This window comes from Rhodococcus sp. NPDC055112 (assembly GCF_053607505.1).
This window is the reverse complement of record NZ_JBSGTR010000033.1, coordinates 1-15,354: the sequence shown is the minus strand read 5'-3', so window position 1 is coordinate 15,354 and position 15,354 is coordinate 1. Positions and strand designations below refer to the sequence as shown.

At 67.8% G+C, this 15,354-nt stretch carries 9 protein-coding genes; 8 read left to right on the top strand and 1 reads right to left on the bottom strand.

The annotated features are described in order from the left end of the window. Positions 1 to 7: 7 nt before the first annotated feature. The gene (gene metH / locus ACWFRB_RS15585) at positions 8 to 3,577 is read right to left on the bottom strand and encodes a methionine synthase (protein WP_452642042.1); all 3,570 of its coding nucleotides are present in this window, start codon (positions 3,575 to 3,577) and stop codon (positions 8 to 10) included. 51 nt (positions 3,578 to 3,628) lie between these two features. On the opposite strand from metH, the gene ACWFRB_RS15580 reads away from it, so the two are divergent. From ACWFRB_RS15580 to ACWFRB_RS15545, 8 genes are all read left to right on the top strand, one after another. Further along, positions 3,629 to 4,525: a PAC2 family protein gene (locus tag ACWFRB_RS15580; protein ID WP_452642041.1), complete on the top strand. Its 897-nt coding sequence runs from the start codon at positions 3,629 to 3,631 to the stop codon at positions 4,523 to 4,525. A gap of 272 nt (positions 4,526 to 4,797) precedes the next feature. After that, a complete protein-coding gene (nirB, locus tag ACWFRB_RS15575) occupies positions 4,798 to 7,275 on the top strand; it encodes a nitrite reductase large subunit NirB (RefSeq protein WP_452642040.1) in 2,478 nt (825 codons plus the stop codon). After that, positions 7,272 to 7,613: a Rieske (2Fe-2S) protein gene (locus tag ACWFRB_RS15570; protein WP_452642039.1), complete on the top strand. Its 342-nt coding sequence runs from the start codon at positions 7,272 to 7,274 to the stop codon at positions 7,611 to 7,613. The genes nirB and ACWFRB_RS15570 overlap by 4 nt, the downstream gene beginning before the upstream one ends. A gap of 78 nt (positions 7,614 to 7,691) precedes the next feature. Continuing rightward, on the top strand, positions 7,692 to 11,405 hold the full coding sequence (locus ACWFRB_RS15565; RefSeq protein ID WP_452642038.1) for a nitrate reductase subunit alpha: 3,714 nt from the start codon (positions 7,692 to 7,694) through the stop codon (positions 11,403 to 11,405). A gap of 8 nt (positions 11,406 to 11,413) precedes the next feature. Continuing rightward, the gene (gene narH, locus ACWFRB_RS15560) at positions 11,414 to 13,039 is read left to right on the top strand and encodes a nitrate reductase subunit beta (RefSeq protein WP_452642073.1); all 1,626 of its coding nucleotides are present in this window, start codon (positions 11,414 to 11,416) and stop codon (positions 13,037 to 13,039) included. Next, on the top strand, positions 13,039 to 13,737 hold the full coding sequence (gene narJ, locus ACWFRB_RS15555) for a nitrate reductase molybdenum cofactor assembly chaperone (protein WP_452642037.1): 699 nt from the start codon (positions 13,039 to 13,041) through the stop codon (positions 13,735 to 13,737). Before narH ends, narJ begins: the two co-directional genes overlap by 1 nt. Continuing rightward, positions 13,734 to 14,468 carry a respiratory nitrate reductase subunit gamma gene (gene narI, locus ACWFRB_RS15550; protein WP_452642036.1) on the top strand — a complete coding sequence of 245 codons (735 nt, stop codon included), beginning with the start codon at positions 13,734 to 13,736 and terminating at the stop codon, positions 14,466 to 14,468. Before narJ ends, narI begins: the two co-directional genes overlap by 4 nt. 137 nt (positions 14,469 to 14,605) lie before the next feature. Further along, positions 14,606 to 15,310, top strand: coding sequence for an MspA family porin (locus ACWFRB_RS15545; protein WP_452642035.1), 705 nt, complete (start codon positions 14,606 to 14,608; stop codon positions 15,308 to 15,310). Positions 15,311 to 15,354 lie beyond the last annotated feature (44 nt).

Genomic DNA, 15,354 nt, shown 5'->3' with positions numbered 1-15,354 from the left:
CGAGGCCTCAGACATTGAAGTACTTGGCCTCGGGGTGGTGCAGCACGAACGCGTCGGTCGACTGCTCGGGATGCAGCTGCAACTCCTCGGACAGCACCACACCGATCCGCTCCGGCTCGAGCAGGGCAACCATCTTGGCGCGGTCCTCGAGGTCGGGGCAGGCGCCGTAGCCGAACGAGTACCGCGCGCCCCGGTAAGCGAGCTTGAAGTACTCCTCGACGTCGTCGGGATCCTGCTCGGCGAGGTTGTGACCGCCCGCCAACACCAGCTCCTCGCGGACGCGGCGGTGCCAGTACTCGGCGAGTGCCTCGGTGAGCTGCACGCCGATGCCGTGCACCTCCAGGTAGTCCCGGTACGAGTTCGCGGCGAACAGTTCGTTCGCGAAGTCCGCGATCGGCTGACCCATCGTCACCAGGTTCAGCGGCAGCACGTCGACCTGGCCGGTGCGCCGTGCCTCCTCGCGCGAGCGCACGAAGTCCGCGATGCACAGGAACCGGTCCCGGTGCTGACGCGGGAAGGTGAACCGGAACCGTTCCGGCGCATCGGGAGTCGGTTCGGTGAGCACGACCACGTCGTCACCCTCGGAGACGGCCGGGAAGTAGCCGTACACCACCGCGGCGTGCGCGAGGATGCCGTCGGTGCTGAGCCGGTCCAGCCAGTACCGCAGCCGCGGCCTGCCCTCGGTCTCCACCAGCTCCTCGTAAGTCGGCCCGTCACCGGCCCGCTGCCCGCGCAGGCCCCACTGGCCCAGGAACAGCGCCCGCTCGTCGAGCAGTCCGGAGTAGTCCGCCAGCGAGATGCCCTTGACGATGCGGCTGCCCCAGAACGGCGGCGTCGGGACCCCGATGTCGGTGGCGACATCGGACCGTTCCGGCACCTCGACCGGGACCTCGGCGGCCTTGCGCGCCTCGGCGATTCGCTTGGACCGCTCGTGCCGCGCCTTGCGTTCCGCGGCCTTCTCCTTGGCGGCCAGCGCCTCCGGGCTGTCCGGGTCCGGTCCCCCGCCGCGCTTGGTGGTCATGATGGTGTCCATCAGCCGCAGGCCCTCGAAGGCGTCGCGCGCGTAGGACACCTCACCCTCGTAGATGTCGGCGAGATCGTTCTCGACGTAGGTCCGCGTCAGTGCCGCGCCGCCGAGCAGGACCGGGAACTGCTCGGAGACGCCCTTGGCGTTGAGCTCCTGCAGGTTCTCCTTCATCACCACGGTCGACTTCACCAGCAGCCCGGACATGCCGATCACGTCGGCCTTCTTGTCGATCGCCGCGTCGAGAATGGTCGCGATCGGCTGCTTGATGCCGAGGTTGACCACCTCGTAGCCGTTGTTGCTGAGGATGATGTCGACCAGGTTCTTGCCGATGTCGTGCACGTCGCCCTTGACGGTGGCGAGCACGATCCGGCCCTTGCCGTCCTCGTCGGTGGCCTCCATGTGCGGCTCGAGGTATGCGACGGCCGCCTTCATCACCTCGGCGGACTGCAGCACGAACGGCAGCTGCATCTGTCCGGAACCGAACAGCTCGCCAACGGTCTTCATGCCGTTCAGCAGCGTCTCGTTGATGATCGCCAGTGGAGGCTTCTCGGTCATCGCCTCGTCGAGGTCGGCCTCGAGTCCGTTGCGCTCGCCGTCGACGATGCGCCGCTCGAGCCGCTCGAACAACGGCAGACCGGCGAGCTCCTGCGCCCGGGTCTCGCGGGCCGAGGCCGCGGACACGCCCTCGAACAGCTCCATCAGCTTCTGCAGCGGGTCGTAGCCCTCGCTTCGGCGGTCGTAGACCAGGTCCAGCGCCACCGTGCGCTGCTCCTCCGGGATCCGCGCCATCGGCAGGATCTTGGATGCGTGCACGATCGCGGTGTCCAGGCCCGCCTCCGTGCACTCGTGCAGGAAGACCGAGTTGAGGACCTGCCGGGCGGCGGCGTTGAGTCCGAACGAGATGTTCGAGATGCCGAGGGTGAAGTGGAGGCGGGGGTGAGCCGCCTTCAGCTGTCGGATCGCCTCGATCGTCTCGATACCGTCCTTACGCACCTCCTCCTGACCGGTGGAGATCGGGAAGGTGAGCGCATCGATGATGATGTCGGACTCGGCGAGTCCCCAGTTGACGGTGATGTCCTCGATCAGCCGCTCCGCGATCCGCACCTTGTGCTCGGCGGTGCGCGCCTGACCCTCCTCGTCGATGGTCAACGCGACGACGGCTGCGCCGTGCTCCTTGACCAGCCGCATGATCTTCTGGAACCGCGAATCCGGCCCGTCGCCGTCCTCGTAGTTCACCGAGTTGACCGCGGACCGCCCACCCAGGTGCTCGAGGCCGGCCTGGATCACATCCGGTTCCGTCGAGTCGATCATGATCGGCAGCGTCGAGGCGGTCGCGAGCCTGCTCGCGAGTTCGGTCATGTCGGCGGCGCCGTCGCGCCCGACGTAGTCGACGTTGAGATCGAGCATGTGCGCACCGTCGCGGGTCTGGTCCTTCGCGATGTCGATGCACCGATCGAAGTCACCGGAGATCATCGCATCGCGGAATGCCTTGGAACCGTTGGAGTTCGTGCGCTCGCCGATCACCAGGATGCTGGCGTCCTGCTCGAACGGGACCGCGGCGTACAGCGAGGACGTACCCGGCTCGGGAACCGGCGTGCGCTTGGCCTTCTCGACCAGTCGCACCGCATCGGCGACCTGACGGATGTGGTCGGGCGTGGTGCCACAGCAACCGCCGACCATGCCGAGCCCGAATTCCGACACGAAGCCGCTGAGGGCCTCAGCCAGTTCCGGTGCGGTGAGAGGGTATTCGGCGCCGTTCGCGCCCAGCACCGGGAGTCCGGCATTCGGCATCACCGACACCGGCAGCGTCGAGTGCTTGGACAGGTGCCGCAGGTGCTCGCTCATCTCCGCGGGCCCGGTCGCGCAGTTGAGGCCGATCATGTCGATGCCGAGCGGCTCGAGCGCGGTCAGCGCGGCGCCGATCTCGCTGCCGAGCAACATCGTTCCCGTGGTTTCGACGGTGACGTGGGTGATGATCGGAATCCGGCGTCCGAGCTTCTCCATGGCGTGCTGGCTACCGATGATCGCGGCCTTGACCTGCAGCAGGTCCTGGCAGGTCTCGACCAGGATGGCGTCGGCACCCGCCTCGATCATGCCGAGTGCGGATTCGGTGTAGGCGTCGCGGAGCACCGCGAACGGCGCGTGCCCGAGGGTGGGGAGCTTGGTGCCGGGTCCCATCGACCCGAGCACGAAACGCGCCATGCCGTCCCGGCCGGGGCCCATCTCGTCGGCGACCTCGCGGGCGATGCGGGTGCCGCGCTCGGAGAGATCGCGAATCCGGTGCGAGATGTCATAGTCGGCGAGGTTGGGCAGGTTGCAGCCGAAGGTGTTGGTCTCGACGGCGTCGGCGCCGGACTCGAAGTAGGCCCGGTGGATGTCCGCGAGCACGTCGGGACGGGTTTCGTTCAGGATCTCGTTGCAGCCCTCGAGGCCGAGGAAGTCGTCGAGAGTGAGGTCCGCGTCCTGCAGCATGGTTCCCATCGCACCGTCGCCGATGACAACGCGCTGTGACAGCGCATCCAACAGGGCGGAGTGAAATGGGGCAGACATGCCGTCCAGAGTAGTGGGCCCCCTGAAGGACCCTGGTCGTAGGCTGGTCGGGTGAGTCCAAGTGAACCCGATGTCACGTCCGAGCACGACGCGCCCGCGCTGCGTGACCCCATCCTGGTCGCCGCCTTCGAGGGGTGGAACGACGCGGGCGATGCCGCGAGTGGCGCGGTCGAGCACCTGGAACTCATCTGGGACGCACGACCACTGGCAGAGCTCGACTCCGAGGACTATTACGACTACCAGGTCAATCGTCCGACGGTCCGCCAGGTCGACGGGGTCACCCGCGAGATCGAGTGGCCCGCCACCCGGGTCTCGGTGTGCTCGCCGCCCGGCAGCGAGCGGGACGTGCTGATCCTGCGCGGCATCGAGCCGAACATGCGCTGGCGCAGTTTCTGCGACGACCTGCTCGAGATCATCGAGGACCTCGGCGTCACCACCGTGGTCATCCTCGGCGCCCTGCTCGCCGACACCCCGCACACCCGGCCGGTACCGGTGACCGGCACCGCGTACAGCACGGAGTCGGCCGAGCGGTTCAACCTGGAACAGACCCGGTACGAGGGTCCGACCGGGATCACCGGGGTGCTCCAGGACGAATGCGTCAAGGCCGGGGTGCCCGCGATCTCGTTCTGGGCCGCCGTCCCCCACTACGTGTCGCAGCCCCCGAACCCGAAGGCCACCGTCGCGCTCCTGCAGCGGGTGGAGGAGGTGCTCGACGTGGAGGTGCCGCTCGGCGAGTTGCCTGCGCAGGCCGAGGACTGGGAGCAGTCGGTCACCGAGATGACCAAGGACGACGAGGAGATCACCGAGTACGTGCGCTCGCTGGAGGAGCGCGGGGACGCGGAGGTCGACATCTCGGAGGTCATCTCCAAGATCGACGGCGACGCCATCGCGGCGGAGTTCGAGCGCTACCTGCGCAGGCGCGGACCGGGCAGCTTCGGCGGTCTGTGAGATTCGTCTCTCCCGGTCGGCGGGAGCCTTTTCGACAGGACCGGCCCCGCCCGCGGGGTCGGTCCTGCCAGATCACAGGCCTGTGATTCATGTCCTGACATGTGGCCCGTCGGGCCGGTGAGTTCTTCCTGATTCCCACGTAACCTCTGCGCAGCCACTTCGTCACCGAAGCGCAGCACCCTCGAATCCATGACGAGCACACGGCGGTTCCTGCGCAGCGTGGACAGGTGCACCGGCGGGGCCGTCACGGACCTCGGACAGGTGGTGCTCTGATGCGACGACTGGTTGTGATCGGCAACGGAATGGCCGGTGCCCGCACGGTGGAGGAGATCCTCGCCAGGGGCGGCCGCGACCAGTTCGACATCACGATGATCGGCGACGAGCCGTACGGCAACTACAACCGGATCATGCTCTCGCACGTGCTGGCGGGCGAGTCCAGCACAGACGACGAGGACCTGATCCTCAACCCGATGAGCTGGTACCGGGAGAACGGCGTGACGCTGTACGCCGGCGATCGCGCCATCCGGCTCGACCGCTTCGTGAAGACCGTGACCTGTGAGAGCGACCGCGAGGTCGGCTACGACGTGCTGATCGTGGCGACCGGAAGCAACACCTTCTTCCCGAACATGGACGGCCTGCGCGAGGCCGACGGACGGCTCGCGCGGGGCGTGTTCGGATTCCGCACCATCGCCGACACGAACGGCATGCTGCAGATGGCACAGGCCGAGGACGACGTCTCCGCGGTGGTCATCGGCGGCGGTCTGCTCGGGCTCGAGGCGGCATACGGTCTGCGCACCCAGGGGCTGACGGTGAACGTCGTCCACTCCCCCGGCCACCTGATGAACCAGCAGCTCGACGAGCGCGGCGGATCGGTGCTGCGCGCCAAGATCGAGGCGCTGGGCGTTGGTGTGCACACCTCGGTCAGGACCGACGCGGTGCTGCGGGACGAGCAGGGGCGGGTGACCGGTGTCGCCTTCACCGACGGCAGCTCCCTCGCGGCCGACATGGTCGTCGTCACCGCCGGAATCCGTCCGAACACCGAGCTGGCCCGCGCGGGCGGTCTGGTGATCGAACGCGGCATCGTCGTCGACGACCAGATGCGCTGCGAGGACGAGGGTTCGGTGTACGCGGTCGGCGAGTGCGCACAGCATCGCGGCGAGCTGTACGGGCTGGTCGCCCCGGTGTGGGAGCAGGCCGTGGTGCTGGCCGAGCACCTCACCGGCGCGAATCCCGAAGCCGCCTATGAGGGTTCGCGGTCGACCACCAAGCTGAAGGTCGCCGGGGTCGACGTCGCGGCGATGGGTGTCAAGGGCCCCGAACTCGACGACGACGAGTTCCTCCAGTTCTACGATTCGCGCAACGGCACCTACAAGAACGTCGTGGTGCGCGACGGCAAGCTGATCGGCGCGACCCTGATGGGTGAGGTCGGCAAGGCCGGGATGCTGACCCAGGCCTTCGACGGCAAGATCGAGCTTCCCGAGGACCGCCTCAGCCTGCTGTTCGACCTCGCCGACGGCGGCGCCGCGACCAGCGCGGCCGACCTGCCGGACGACACCCAGGTCTGCAACTGCAACGGGGTCAGCAAGGGCGACATCGTGTCCTGCGTGCACGCGGGCGCGTCCTCGCTGGGCGAGGTGATCGCGAAGACCCGGGCAGGAAAGGGCTGTGGCTCCTGCAAGGGGCTCGTGGCCGACATCGTCGCCTGTGCGGCGGGCGGCGCCCTGGTACCGGATCCGTCCGCCGACTGGTACGTCCCCTGCATCCCGATGACCAAGGCCGAGTTGATCACCGCGATCCGGGAGCAGGACCTGCGCGCGGTGTCCCAGGTGTTCACGGCGCTCGCCGCCGACGGGGCCGAGGATGCGGGGTCCAAGATGCCGCTGGCCTCGCTGCTGCGCACCATCTGGGGACCGGACTGGGTCGACGAGCGCGGCGCGCTGTTCATCAACGACCGGGTGCACGCGAACATCCAGCGGGACGGCACCTTCTCGGTGGTGCCGCAGATGAAGGGCGGGGTGACCACCCCTGACCAACTGCGCCGCATCGCCGACGTCGCCGACAAGTACCGGGTGCCGTTGGTGAAGGTGACCGGCGGCCAGCGCATCGACCTGCTCGGGATCCGCAAGGAGGACCTGCCCAAGGTGTGGGGCGATCTGGACATGCCGTCGGGCTACGCCTACGGCAAGAGCATGCGCACGGTGAAAACCTGTGTCGGCAGCGACTTCTGTCGGTACGGTCTCGGCGATTCGACCGCGTTGGGGATCGCGCTCGAGGACCGGTTCCAGGGGCTCGAGACGCCCGCCAAGCTCAAGCTGGCGGTCGCGGGATGCCCCCGGAACTGCTCCGAGGCGCTGTGCAAGGACTTCGGAGTGGTGTCGGTGGGCGAGGACCGGTGGGAGATCTATGTCGGCGGCGCGGCCGGGGCCCACATCCGCAAGGGTGATCTGCTCGCGACCGTCGAATCGTCGGACGCGGTGCTCGAAGTGGCCGGCCGCTTCATCCAGTACTACCGCGAGGACGCGAAGTGGCTGGAACGCACATATTCCTGGGTTCCACGGGTGGGACTGGAACACTTGCAGGCCATACTGATCCGCGACGAGGAAGGGGCCGTGGCCGGGTTGGACGAGCGCATGGCGATCGCGGTCGCGGGGTACCGCGACCCGTGGCAGGAACGCACCCAACCGAAGTCCCCTGCACAGTTCGTGCCGTCGCTTCCTCTGCTCCCGCTCCCCCAGGTGCCGGTCCGATGACCGCGCTGCGCACGCCGAAGCGCCCCGAGGGCGCGACGCCGACGACGCTCGGAGCGGTCACCGACCTGACTCCTGGCGAGGGCAGGGCGTACGCCGTCCGTGGAATCCAGCTGGCGGTGTTCCTGTTGTCGGACGGCACGATCCGCGCGATGGACGCGGTGTGCCCGCACAAGGGCGGCCCGCTCGCCGACGGCCAGATCGACGGCGGCGGCGTGATGTGTCCGCTGCACCAGTACGCGTTCTCCTTCGACACGGGCGCGTGCACCTCGGAGGGCGTCGGTGCGGCGCAGACCTACGCGGCCAGGGTCGTCGACGGAATGGTGATGGTCGACATCTAGGCACCTGGCACAGAAGACGCAGCTCAACCAGTGGGGCCCAGCCGGCGGCCGGGCCCGAAGATCCTCGGAGAGGTACCGATGCCAAGCTCAACCAAGCCCGGCAGCACAACCGGAGTCGCGGGAACCGATCTCGCCGATTCTCTGCTCAAGTTCGGCAGACACTTCCAGCGCGGCGAGGCCTCCGAGGACCTGCGCACGCTGCACCAGATCGGCGGCCGTTCGTCGGACGACTTCTACCGCGATCGGATGTCCTACGACAAGGTGGTCCGGTCGACGCACGGCGTGAACTGCACCGGTTCCTGCTCATGGAAGATCTACGTCAAGGACGGGATCATCACCTGGGAGGCCCAGCAGACCGACTACCCGTCGATCGGCCCTGACAAGCCCGAGTACGAGCCGCGCGGCTGCCCCCGCGGCGCCTCGTTCTCCTGGTACACCTACTCGCCCGCGCGGGTCCGCTACCCGTACGTGCGCGGTGTGCTGCTCGAGATGTACCGCGATGCCAAGGAACGCCTCAAGGATCCCGTGCTCGCGTGGGAGGACATCGCGTCCGACCCCGAGAAATCCAAGCGCTACAAGTCCGCCCGCGGCAAGGGCGGATTCGTCCGCGCCGAGTGGTGGGAGGCCGCCGAGATCGTGGCGGCCGCGCACGTGCACACCATCAAGAAGTACGGTCCCGACCGCGTCGCCGGGTTCTCACCGATCCCGGCCATGTCGATGGTCAGTCACGCGGTCGGCACCCGCTTCATCTCGCTGATCGGCGGCGCGATGCTGTCCTTCTACGACTGGTACGCCGACCTTCCCGAGGCCTCGCCGCAGGTGTTCGGCGACCAGACCGACGTGCCCGAATCGGCCGACTGGTTCGACGCCGGCTACCTGATCATGTGGGGCTCGAACGTCCCGGTCACCCGAACCCCTGACGCGCACTACATGACCGAGGCCCGCTACCGCGGCCAGAAGGTCGTCGTGGTCTCGCCCGATTACGCCGACAACACCAAGTTCGCGGACCAGTGGCTGCCGGCACGCCCCGGCACCGACGGCGCCCTCGCCATGGCGATGGGGCACGTGATCCTCAAGGAGTTCTTCGTCGAGAAGAACACCGAACGGTTCACCGACTACGTCAAGAAGTACACCGACCTGCCGTACCTGATCACGCTGGACGAGCGCGGCGACGGGTACGTGCCCGGAAAGTTCCTCACCGCAGCCGATCTCGGTGACACCGCCGAGGGCGCCGAGCACAAGACGGTGCTGCTCAACGCGGAGACCGGTGAGACGGTCGTACCGGGCGGCTCCCTCGGCCACCGGTTCACCGAATCCGGCAAGGGCAAGTGGAACCTCGACCTGCACGGCGTCGACCCGCTGATGACCATGCACGAGGACGAGGGGATGGCGGCCAACGCCGTCGCCGTGGACTTCCCGCGCTACGACACCTCGACCCCCGGGGTGCTGCGCCGCGGTGTACCCACCCGGATGGTGGCGGGCAGGCGCGTGACCACCGTGTTCGACCTCATGCTCGCCCAGTACGGCGTCGGACGCCGCGACCTGCCGGGCAACTGGCCGACCGGCTACGACGACACCGAGGAGCCGTACACCCCCGCATGGCAGGAGGGCATCACCGGCGTCTCGGCGGCCGCCGCCGCGCGCGTCGCCCGCGAGTTCGCCGACAACGCCGACCGGTCCGGCGGCCGCTCGATGATCCTGATGGGCGCCGGCACCAACCACTGGTTCCACTCCGACCAGATCTACCGCTCCTTCCTCACCCTGACCATGCTCACGGGCTGCCAGGGCGTCAACGGCGGCGGCTGGGCCCACTACGTCGGGCAGGAGAAGTGCCGCCCGGTCACCGGTTGGGCGACACTCGCATTCGGCTCGGACTGGTCAAGGCCCGCCCGGCAGATGCAGGGCACGATCTTCTGGTACCTGGCCACCGACCAGTGGCGCTACGACCCCTTCACCGCCGAGGTGATGTCCTCGCCGCTGGCGAACGGCACGTTCGCGGGCCGCACGGCGGCGGACAACATCGCGCTCGCCACCCGCCTCGGCTGGATGCCGAGCTACCCGACCTTCAACCGCAACCCCCTCGACCTGGCGGACGAGGCGGACCGGTTGGGCAAGAACGCCGCCGAGCACGTGGTGGACGGACTCAAGACCGGTCACCTGCAGTTCGCCGTCGAGGATCCGGACGCGCCAGAGAACTTCCCGCGCTGTCTGACGGTGTGGCGCTCGAACCTGCTCGGCTCGTCCGCGAAGGGCAACGAGTACTTCCTCAAGCACCTGCTCGGCGCCGATTCGAACCTCAATGCCCGTGACTCCGAGGGGATCCGGCCCGAGGAGCTGATCTGGCGGGACGAGGCCCCCGCAGGCAAACTCGACCTGCTCACCACGCTGGACTTCCGGATGACGAGCACCACGCTGTTCTCCGACGTCGTGCTGCCCGCCGCCACCTGGTACGAGAAGCACGACCTGTCCAGCACGGACATGCACCCGTTCGTGCACGCCTTCTCCCCCGCCATCTCCCCGCCGTGGGAGACCAAGACCGACTTCGAGGCGTTCCACCGCATCGCCCGCGGCTTCAGCTGGCTGGCCGAGAAGCACCTCGGCACCCGGCGCGACATCGTCGCGATGCCGCTGATCCACGACACCAACGACGCGACCGCTCAGCCCGGCGGCCGGGTGCTGGATTGGAAACGCGGCGAGTGCGAGCCGATCCCGGGCAAGACGATGCCGAAGCTCGTGGTCGTGGAGCGGGATTACTCGGCGATAGCGGAGAAGCTCAGTGCGCTCGGCCCGCTGGTGGAGGAGCTCGGCCTCACGACCAAGGGAGTCACCACGTACCCGACCGAGGAGGTCGAGTACCTGCGCGGTGTGAACGGAACGGTCCAGAGCGGCGTCGCGGCGGGGCGTCCCTCCCTGGCCAAGGACAAGCACGCCTGCGAGGCGATCCTCGCGCTGTCGGGCACCACCAACGGACGGCTCGCCACCCAGGGCTTCGAGCACCTGCAGGAGCGCACCGGGACCGAGCTGGTCGACCTGGCCGCCGAGAACGAGGGCACCCGAATCCGTTTCGCGGACACCCAGGCCAGGCCGGTGCCGGTGATCACCTCGCCGGAATGGTCGGGGTCGGAGACCGGCGGCAGGCGGTACTCGCCGTTCACCATCAACACCGAGCGGCTCAAGCCATGGCACACCCTCACCGGCAGGCAGCACTTCTACCTCGACCACGACTGGATGGCCGAGCTCGGTGAGCAGCTGCCGATCTTCCGTCCGCCGCTCGACATGACGGCGCTGTTCAGCGAGCCCGCGGTGGGCGAAACCCACGGAAACGGGGTCGGCGGCACCGTCACCGTCCGGTACCTCACCCCGCACTCGAAGTGGTCGATCCACTCGGCGTACCAGGACAACCTGCACATGCTGACGCTCTCGCGCGGCGGCCAGTCCATCTGGATGTCCGACGTGGATGCCGCCAAGATCGGTGTGGCGGACAACGACTGGATCGAGGCGAGCAACAGGAACGGCATCGTCGTCGCCCGCGCCATCGTCAGCCACCGGATGCCGGAGGGCACCGTCTTCATGTACCACGCCCAGGACCGCGCGGTGGACGTGCCGCGCACCGAGCGCACCGGAAAACGCGGCGGCATCCACAACGCGTTGACCCGGCTGATGATCAAACCCTCGCACCTGATCGGCGGCTACGCCCAGCAGTCCTTCGCGATGAACTACCACGGCCCGACCGGCAATCAGCGCGACGAGGTCACCACGATCCGCCGCCGCGACCAGGAAGTGACGTACTGATGAGAGTTATGGCGCAGATGGCCATGGTCATGAACCTGGACAAGTGCATCGGCTGCCACACCTGCAGCGTCACGTGTAAGCAGGCGTGGACCAACCGCGGCGGCGTCGAGTACGCCTGGTTCAACAATGTGGAAACCCGTCCGGGTCAGGGCTATCCGAGGCAGTACCAGGATCAGGAGAAGTGGAAGGGCGGCTGGACGCTCAACAAGCGCGGCAAGCTGACGCTGCGAACCGGCTCCCGGCTCAAGCGCCTGCTCAACATCTTCGCCAATCCCGACCTGCCGACGGTCTCGGACTACTACGAGCCGTGGACCTACGACTACGAGAACCTGCTGGCCTCGCCCGCGATCGACACGGTCCCGGTCGCACGCCCGAAGTCGCTGCTGACCGGCCAGGACACCAAGGTGACCTGGGGCGCCAACTGGGACGACGACCTCGGTAGCGGACCCGAGCAGGTCGGCAAGGATCCGTTGCTGGCCAAGGTGTCCGACAAGGTCAAGCTCGAGTTCGAGCAGACCTTCATGTTCTATCTGCCCCGCATCTGCGAGCACTGCCTGAACCCGGCCTGCGCGGCGTCGTGCCCGTCCGGAGCGATCTACAAGCGCTCCGAGGACGGCATCGTGCTCGTCGACCAGGACAAGTGCCGCGGCTGGCGCCAGTGCGTCACCGGCTGCCCCTACAAGAAGATCTACTTCAACCACAAGACCGGCAAGGCCGAGAAGTGCACGTTCTGCTACCCCAGGATCGAGGTCGGCATCCCGACCATCTGTTCGGAGACGTGCGTCGGCAGGCTGCGGTACATCGGCGTGATGCTCTACGACGCCGACGCCGTGCTGGAGGCCGCGTCGGTCACCGATGACAAGGATCTCTACCCGTCGCAGCTGGGTGTGTTCCTCAACCCGCACGACCCGAGGGTGGTCGCCGAGGCCGAGCGCGCCGGCATCTCCGCCGAGTTCATCGAGGCCGCGCAGAACTCCCCGGTGTACAAGCTGATCGTCGACTATCAGGTCGCGCTGCCGCTGCATCCGGAATACCGCACCATGCCGATGGTCTGGTACATCCCGCCGCTCTCGCCGATGGTCGAGGCCCTCTCGGACACCGGCCACGACGGCGAGGAGGCCGACAACCTGTTCGGCGCCATCGACTCGCTCCGCATCCCGGTCGAGTACCTCGCCGAACTCTTCACGGCGGGCGAGATCGGGCCCGTGCGTGCCTCCCTGCAGCGTTTGGCGGCGATGCGCGCGCACATGCGCCGGGTCAACCTGGGCGAGCCGACGCGGCCCGAGGTCGCGAACGCGGTCCGGTTGACCGAGACCGAGCTGGAGTCGATGTACCGACTGCTCGCCATCGCGAAGTACGAGGACAGGTACGTCATCCCGAACGGGGCCGGCTCCGATGCCCACCGGCTCGACGCGCTCGCCACCGGGTGCAGCCTCGAGGGCGACGGCGGGCCGGGCATGACCGCGTTCGACGTGATGGCCGACAAGTTCCATCTCACCGAGCAGGCCGTCGACACCAATTCCGATGCGGCACCGGACAACAAGGCCGGCCGGATCAACCTGCTCAACTGGGACGGCAAGAGCACCGCGGGCCTGATCCCGGCCGCGGCCGCCTCCAACCGGGACGGCGCCTGATGGTCGCGCTCGGATTGCGCCGCAAGGTGTCCAACAGGTTCCGGCCGGGGGCGGAGGCAACCCTGTCCGAGCGGGACCAGCGGGTCGTGTGGCGGATCGCCGCCCTCCTGCTGGACTACCCGACGGAGCAGACGCTTGCGATGCTCGGCGACCTGCGCGCCGCGGCCGAGACGGTGCCGGGAAGGCCTGGCGCGGACCTGGTTGCGTGCGTGGACTTCATGCAGCGCACGCCCCGGATCGAGTTGTCCTCGCTGTACGTCGAGACGTTCGACCTGCGCAGGCGCAGCAGTCTGCACCTGTCGTACTACGCGTACGGCGACACCCGCAATCGCGGAATGGCGCTGCTGCGCTTCAAGAACGCGTACCGCAACGGCGGCGTGACGCTGGGCGACCACGAGCTGCCCGACTACCTGCCGGTGGTCCTCGAGTTCGCGGCGACGACCGATGCCGCGCGCGGCTGGCGGCTGCTGGTCGACCACCGGGCCGTCATCGAGGTGCTCCGACTGTCGCTGCGCGACAGCGATTCCCCCTTCGTTCCCGTCCTGGAGGCGGTCTGCGCGACCCTGCCGGAGCTCGACACCGACGACCGGCAGAAGGTGGCGAAGATGGCGTCCGAGGGGCCGCCCGAGGAAGAGGTCGGTCTCGACACCTACGCGCTCGACCCCGCATTGCACCCCGAGATGGGAGAACGACGGTGACCACGCTGATGTGGCTGACCCTGCCCTATATCGCCCTCACCTCATTCGTGGTGGGGCATGTCTGGCGCTACCGCAAGGACCAGTTCGGCTGGACCACCCGCTCCTCCCAGATGTACGAGAGCCGTTTGCTGCGTCTTGGCAGTCCGCTTTTCCACTTCGGCATCCTGGCCGTGCTCGCGGGGCACATCGGCGGCGTGTTGATCCCGGCCAGTTGGACGGAGGCGCTTGGCATCTCCGATCACACGTATCACCTGCTCGCGGTCGGGCTGGGTGTGCCTGCGGGAATCGCCACCGTCGTCGGCCTGTCCATTCTCGTGTACCGGCGGATCAGTGTGCCTGCCGTGCGCCAGTCCAGCAGCACCAGCGACAAGATCATGTACGTGCTGTTCATCGCCGTCATCGCGACCGGGATGTACAACACCCTCGGCGAGAACCTGATCCTGGGCGACTACAACTATCGCTCGACGGTCTCGCCCTGGTTCCGCAGCCTGTTCACGCTGAACCCGCAGCCGGACCTGATGGTCGGCGTCCCGCTGAGCTTCCAGCTGCACGGGTTGACGGTGCTGGCGCTCCTGGCGATCTGGCCGTACACCCGCCTGGTGCACGTGTTCAGCGCGCCGATCGGGTACCTGGGACGACCGTACGTGGTCTACCGGAGCAAGGACGTCAAACGACCCGGCGGCAACCGCTACGACAAGGCCTGGGAGACCGCGAACCGGAACCGCGCGTGAACACTCGTCGCCACGCCCCCGAAAGAGTCGCGGCATCGACTGCGATCAACTAGCGTTCGAGAAGCATCGGGGATCTGTGTTGATTTGGGCCAATCGCGAGTACGCGATCGGAAACTCGAACGAACGGATGTGAATTCATGGCAAGGATTCGTGGACCTCGGCGCCGCCGCGGAACCGGGCCCCGTCGAGCGGCTGCGATCGCCGCCGTCGCGGCCGTGGGGATGGTCCTGGGCAACGGCACCTCGGCGGCGGTGGTCAACAATGCGAACAGCCTCATCGATTACCAGGGCAATCGCGTCGAGGTCTCGCAGGGCGACACCAACATCAACGCAGTGCCACCGCTCGACAGTTCACCGCTGAGCCGGGAGTTCTTCCACAACGGCTACGCGCAGGTCACCATCGACGGGCCGACGGCGGCGAGTTTCACAGGAACCAAGCTGTCCTTCGGCTACCAGATCGGCTACCCGGTCGCCCTCACCGGCGCGTCGGTTCAGCTGAACACCCCCGGCCTCGGCTTCGAGCTCGAGCACACGGACGGCATCGTCTTGGGCGACTTCTTGGGTGACCCCGACGTCGAACTGGGCTTCGAGAACCGCGGCATGCTGGCAGGCGACATCATCCCGCAACAGAACCTCATCGTCGACCTCGAACCCGGCGGCATCACCGATGTCCCGCTGGTCAGCGAGAAGGAGTTCGACGGCCCGGGGGCCAGGATCCGGCTCGCGGGTGTGCACGGCAGCATCTCGGGGGCCCTCGGACAGGTCACGCTCCGGCCGTATGCCCGGGTCGAGACGGCGTCCGGTGACATCGCGATGACCTACGGCGCGCCGGTGCCGCTGTAGGTCCGTACCAGCGCAGTACGAGGGCCGGGGGACGCGGTATCGCG

Excerpts from the sequence above, each read along its gene's own strand:
- metH (WP_452642042.1), bottom strand. The coding sequence starts at position 3,577 with ATGTCTGCCCCATTTCACTCCGCCCTGTTGGATGCGCTGTCACAGCGC.
- nirB (WP_452642040.1), top strand. The coding sequence starts at position 4,798 with ATGCGACGACTGGTTGTGATCGGCAACGGAATGGCCGGTGCCCGCACG.
- ACWFRB_RS15570 (WP_452642039.1), top strand. The coding sequence starts at position 7,272 with ATGACCGCGCTGCGCACGCCGAAGCGCCCCGAGGGCGCGACGCCGACG.
- ACWFRB_RS15565 (WP_452642038.1), top strand. The coding sequence starts at position 7,692 with ATGCCAAGCTCAACCAAGCCCGGCAGCACAACCGGAGTCGCGGGAACC.
- narH (WP_452642073.1), top strand. The coding sequence starts at position 11,414 with ATGGCGCAGATGGCCATGGTCATGAACCTGGACAAGTGCATCGGCTGC.
- narJ (WP_452642037.1), top strand. The coding sequence starts at position 13,039 with ATGGTCGCGCTCGGATTGCGCCGCAAGGTGTCCAACAGGTTCCGGCCG.
- ACWFRB_RS15545 (WP_452642035.1), top strand. The coding sequence starts at position 14,606 with ATGGCAAGGATTCGTGGACCTCGGCGCCGCCGCGGAACCGGGCCCCGT.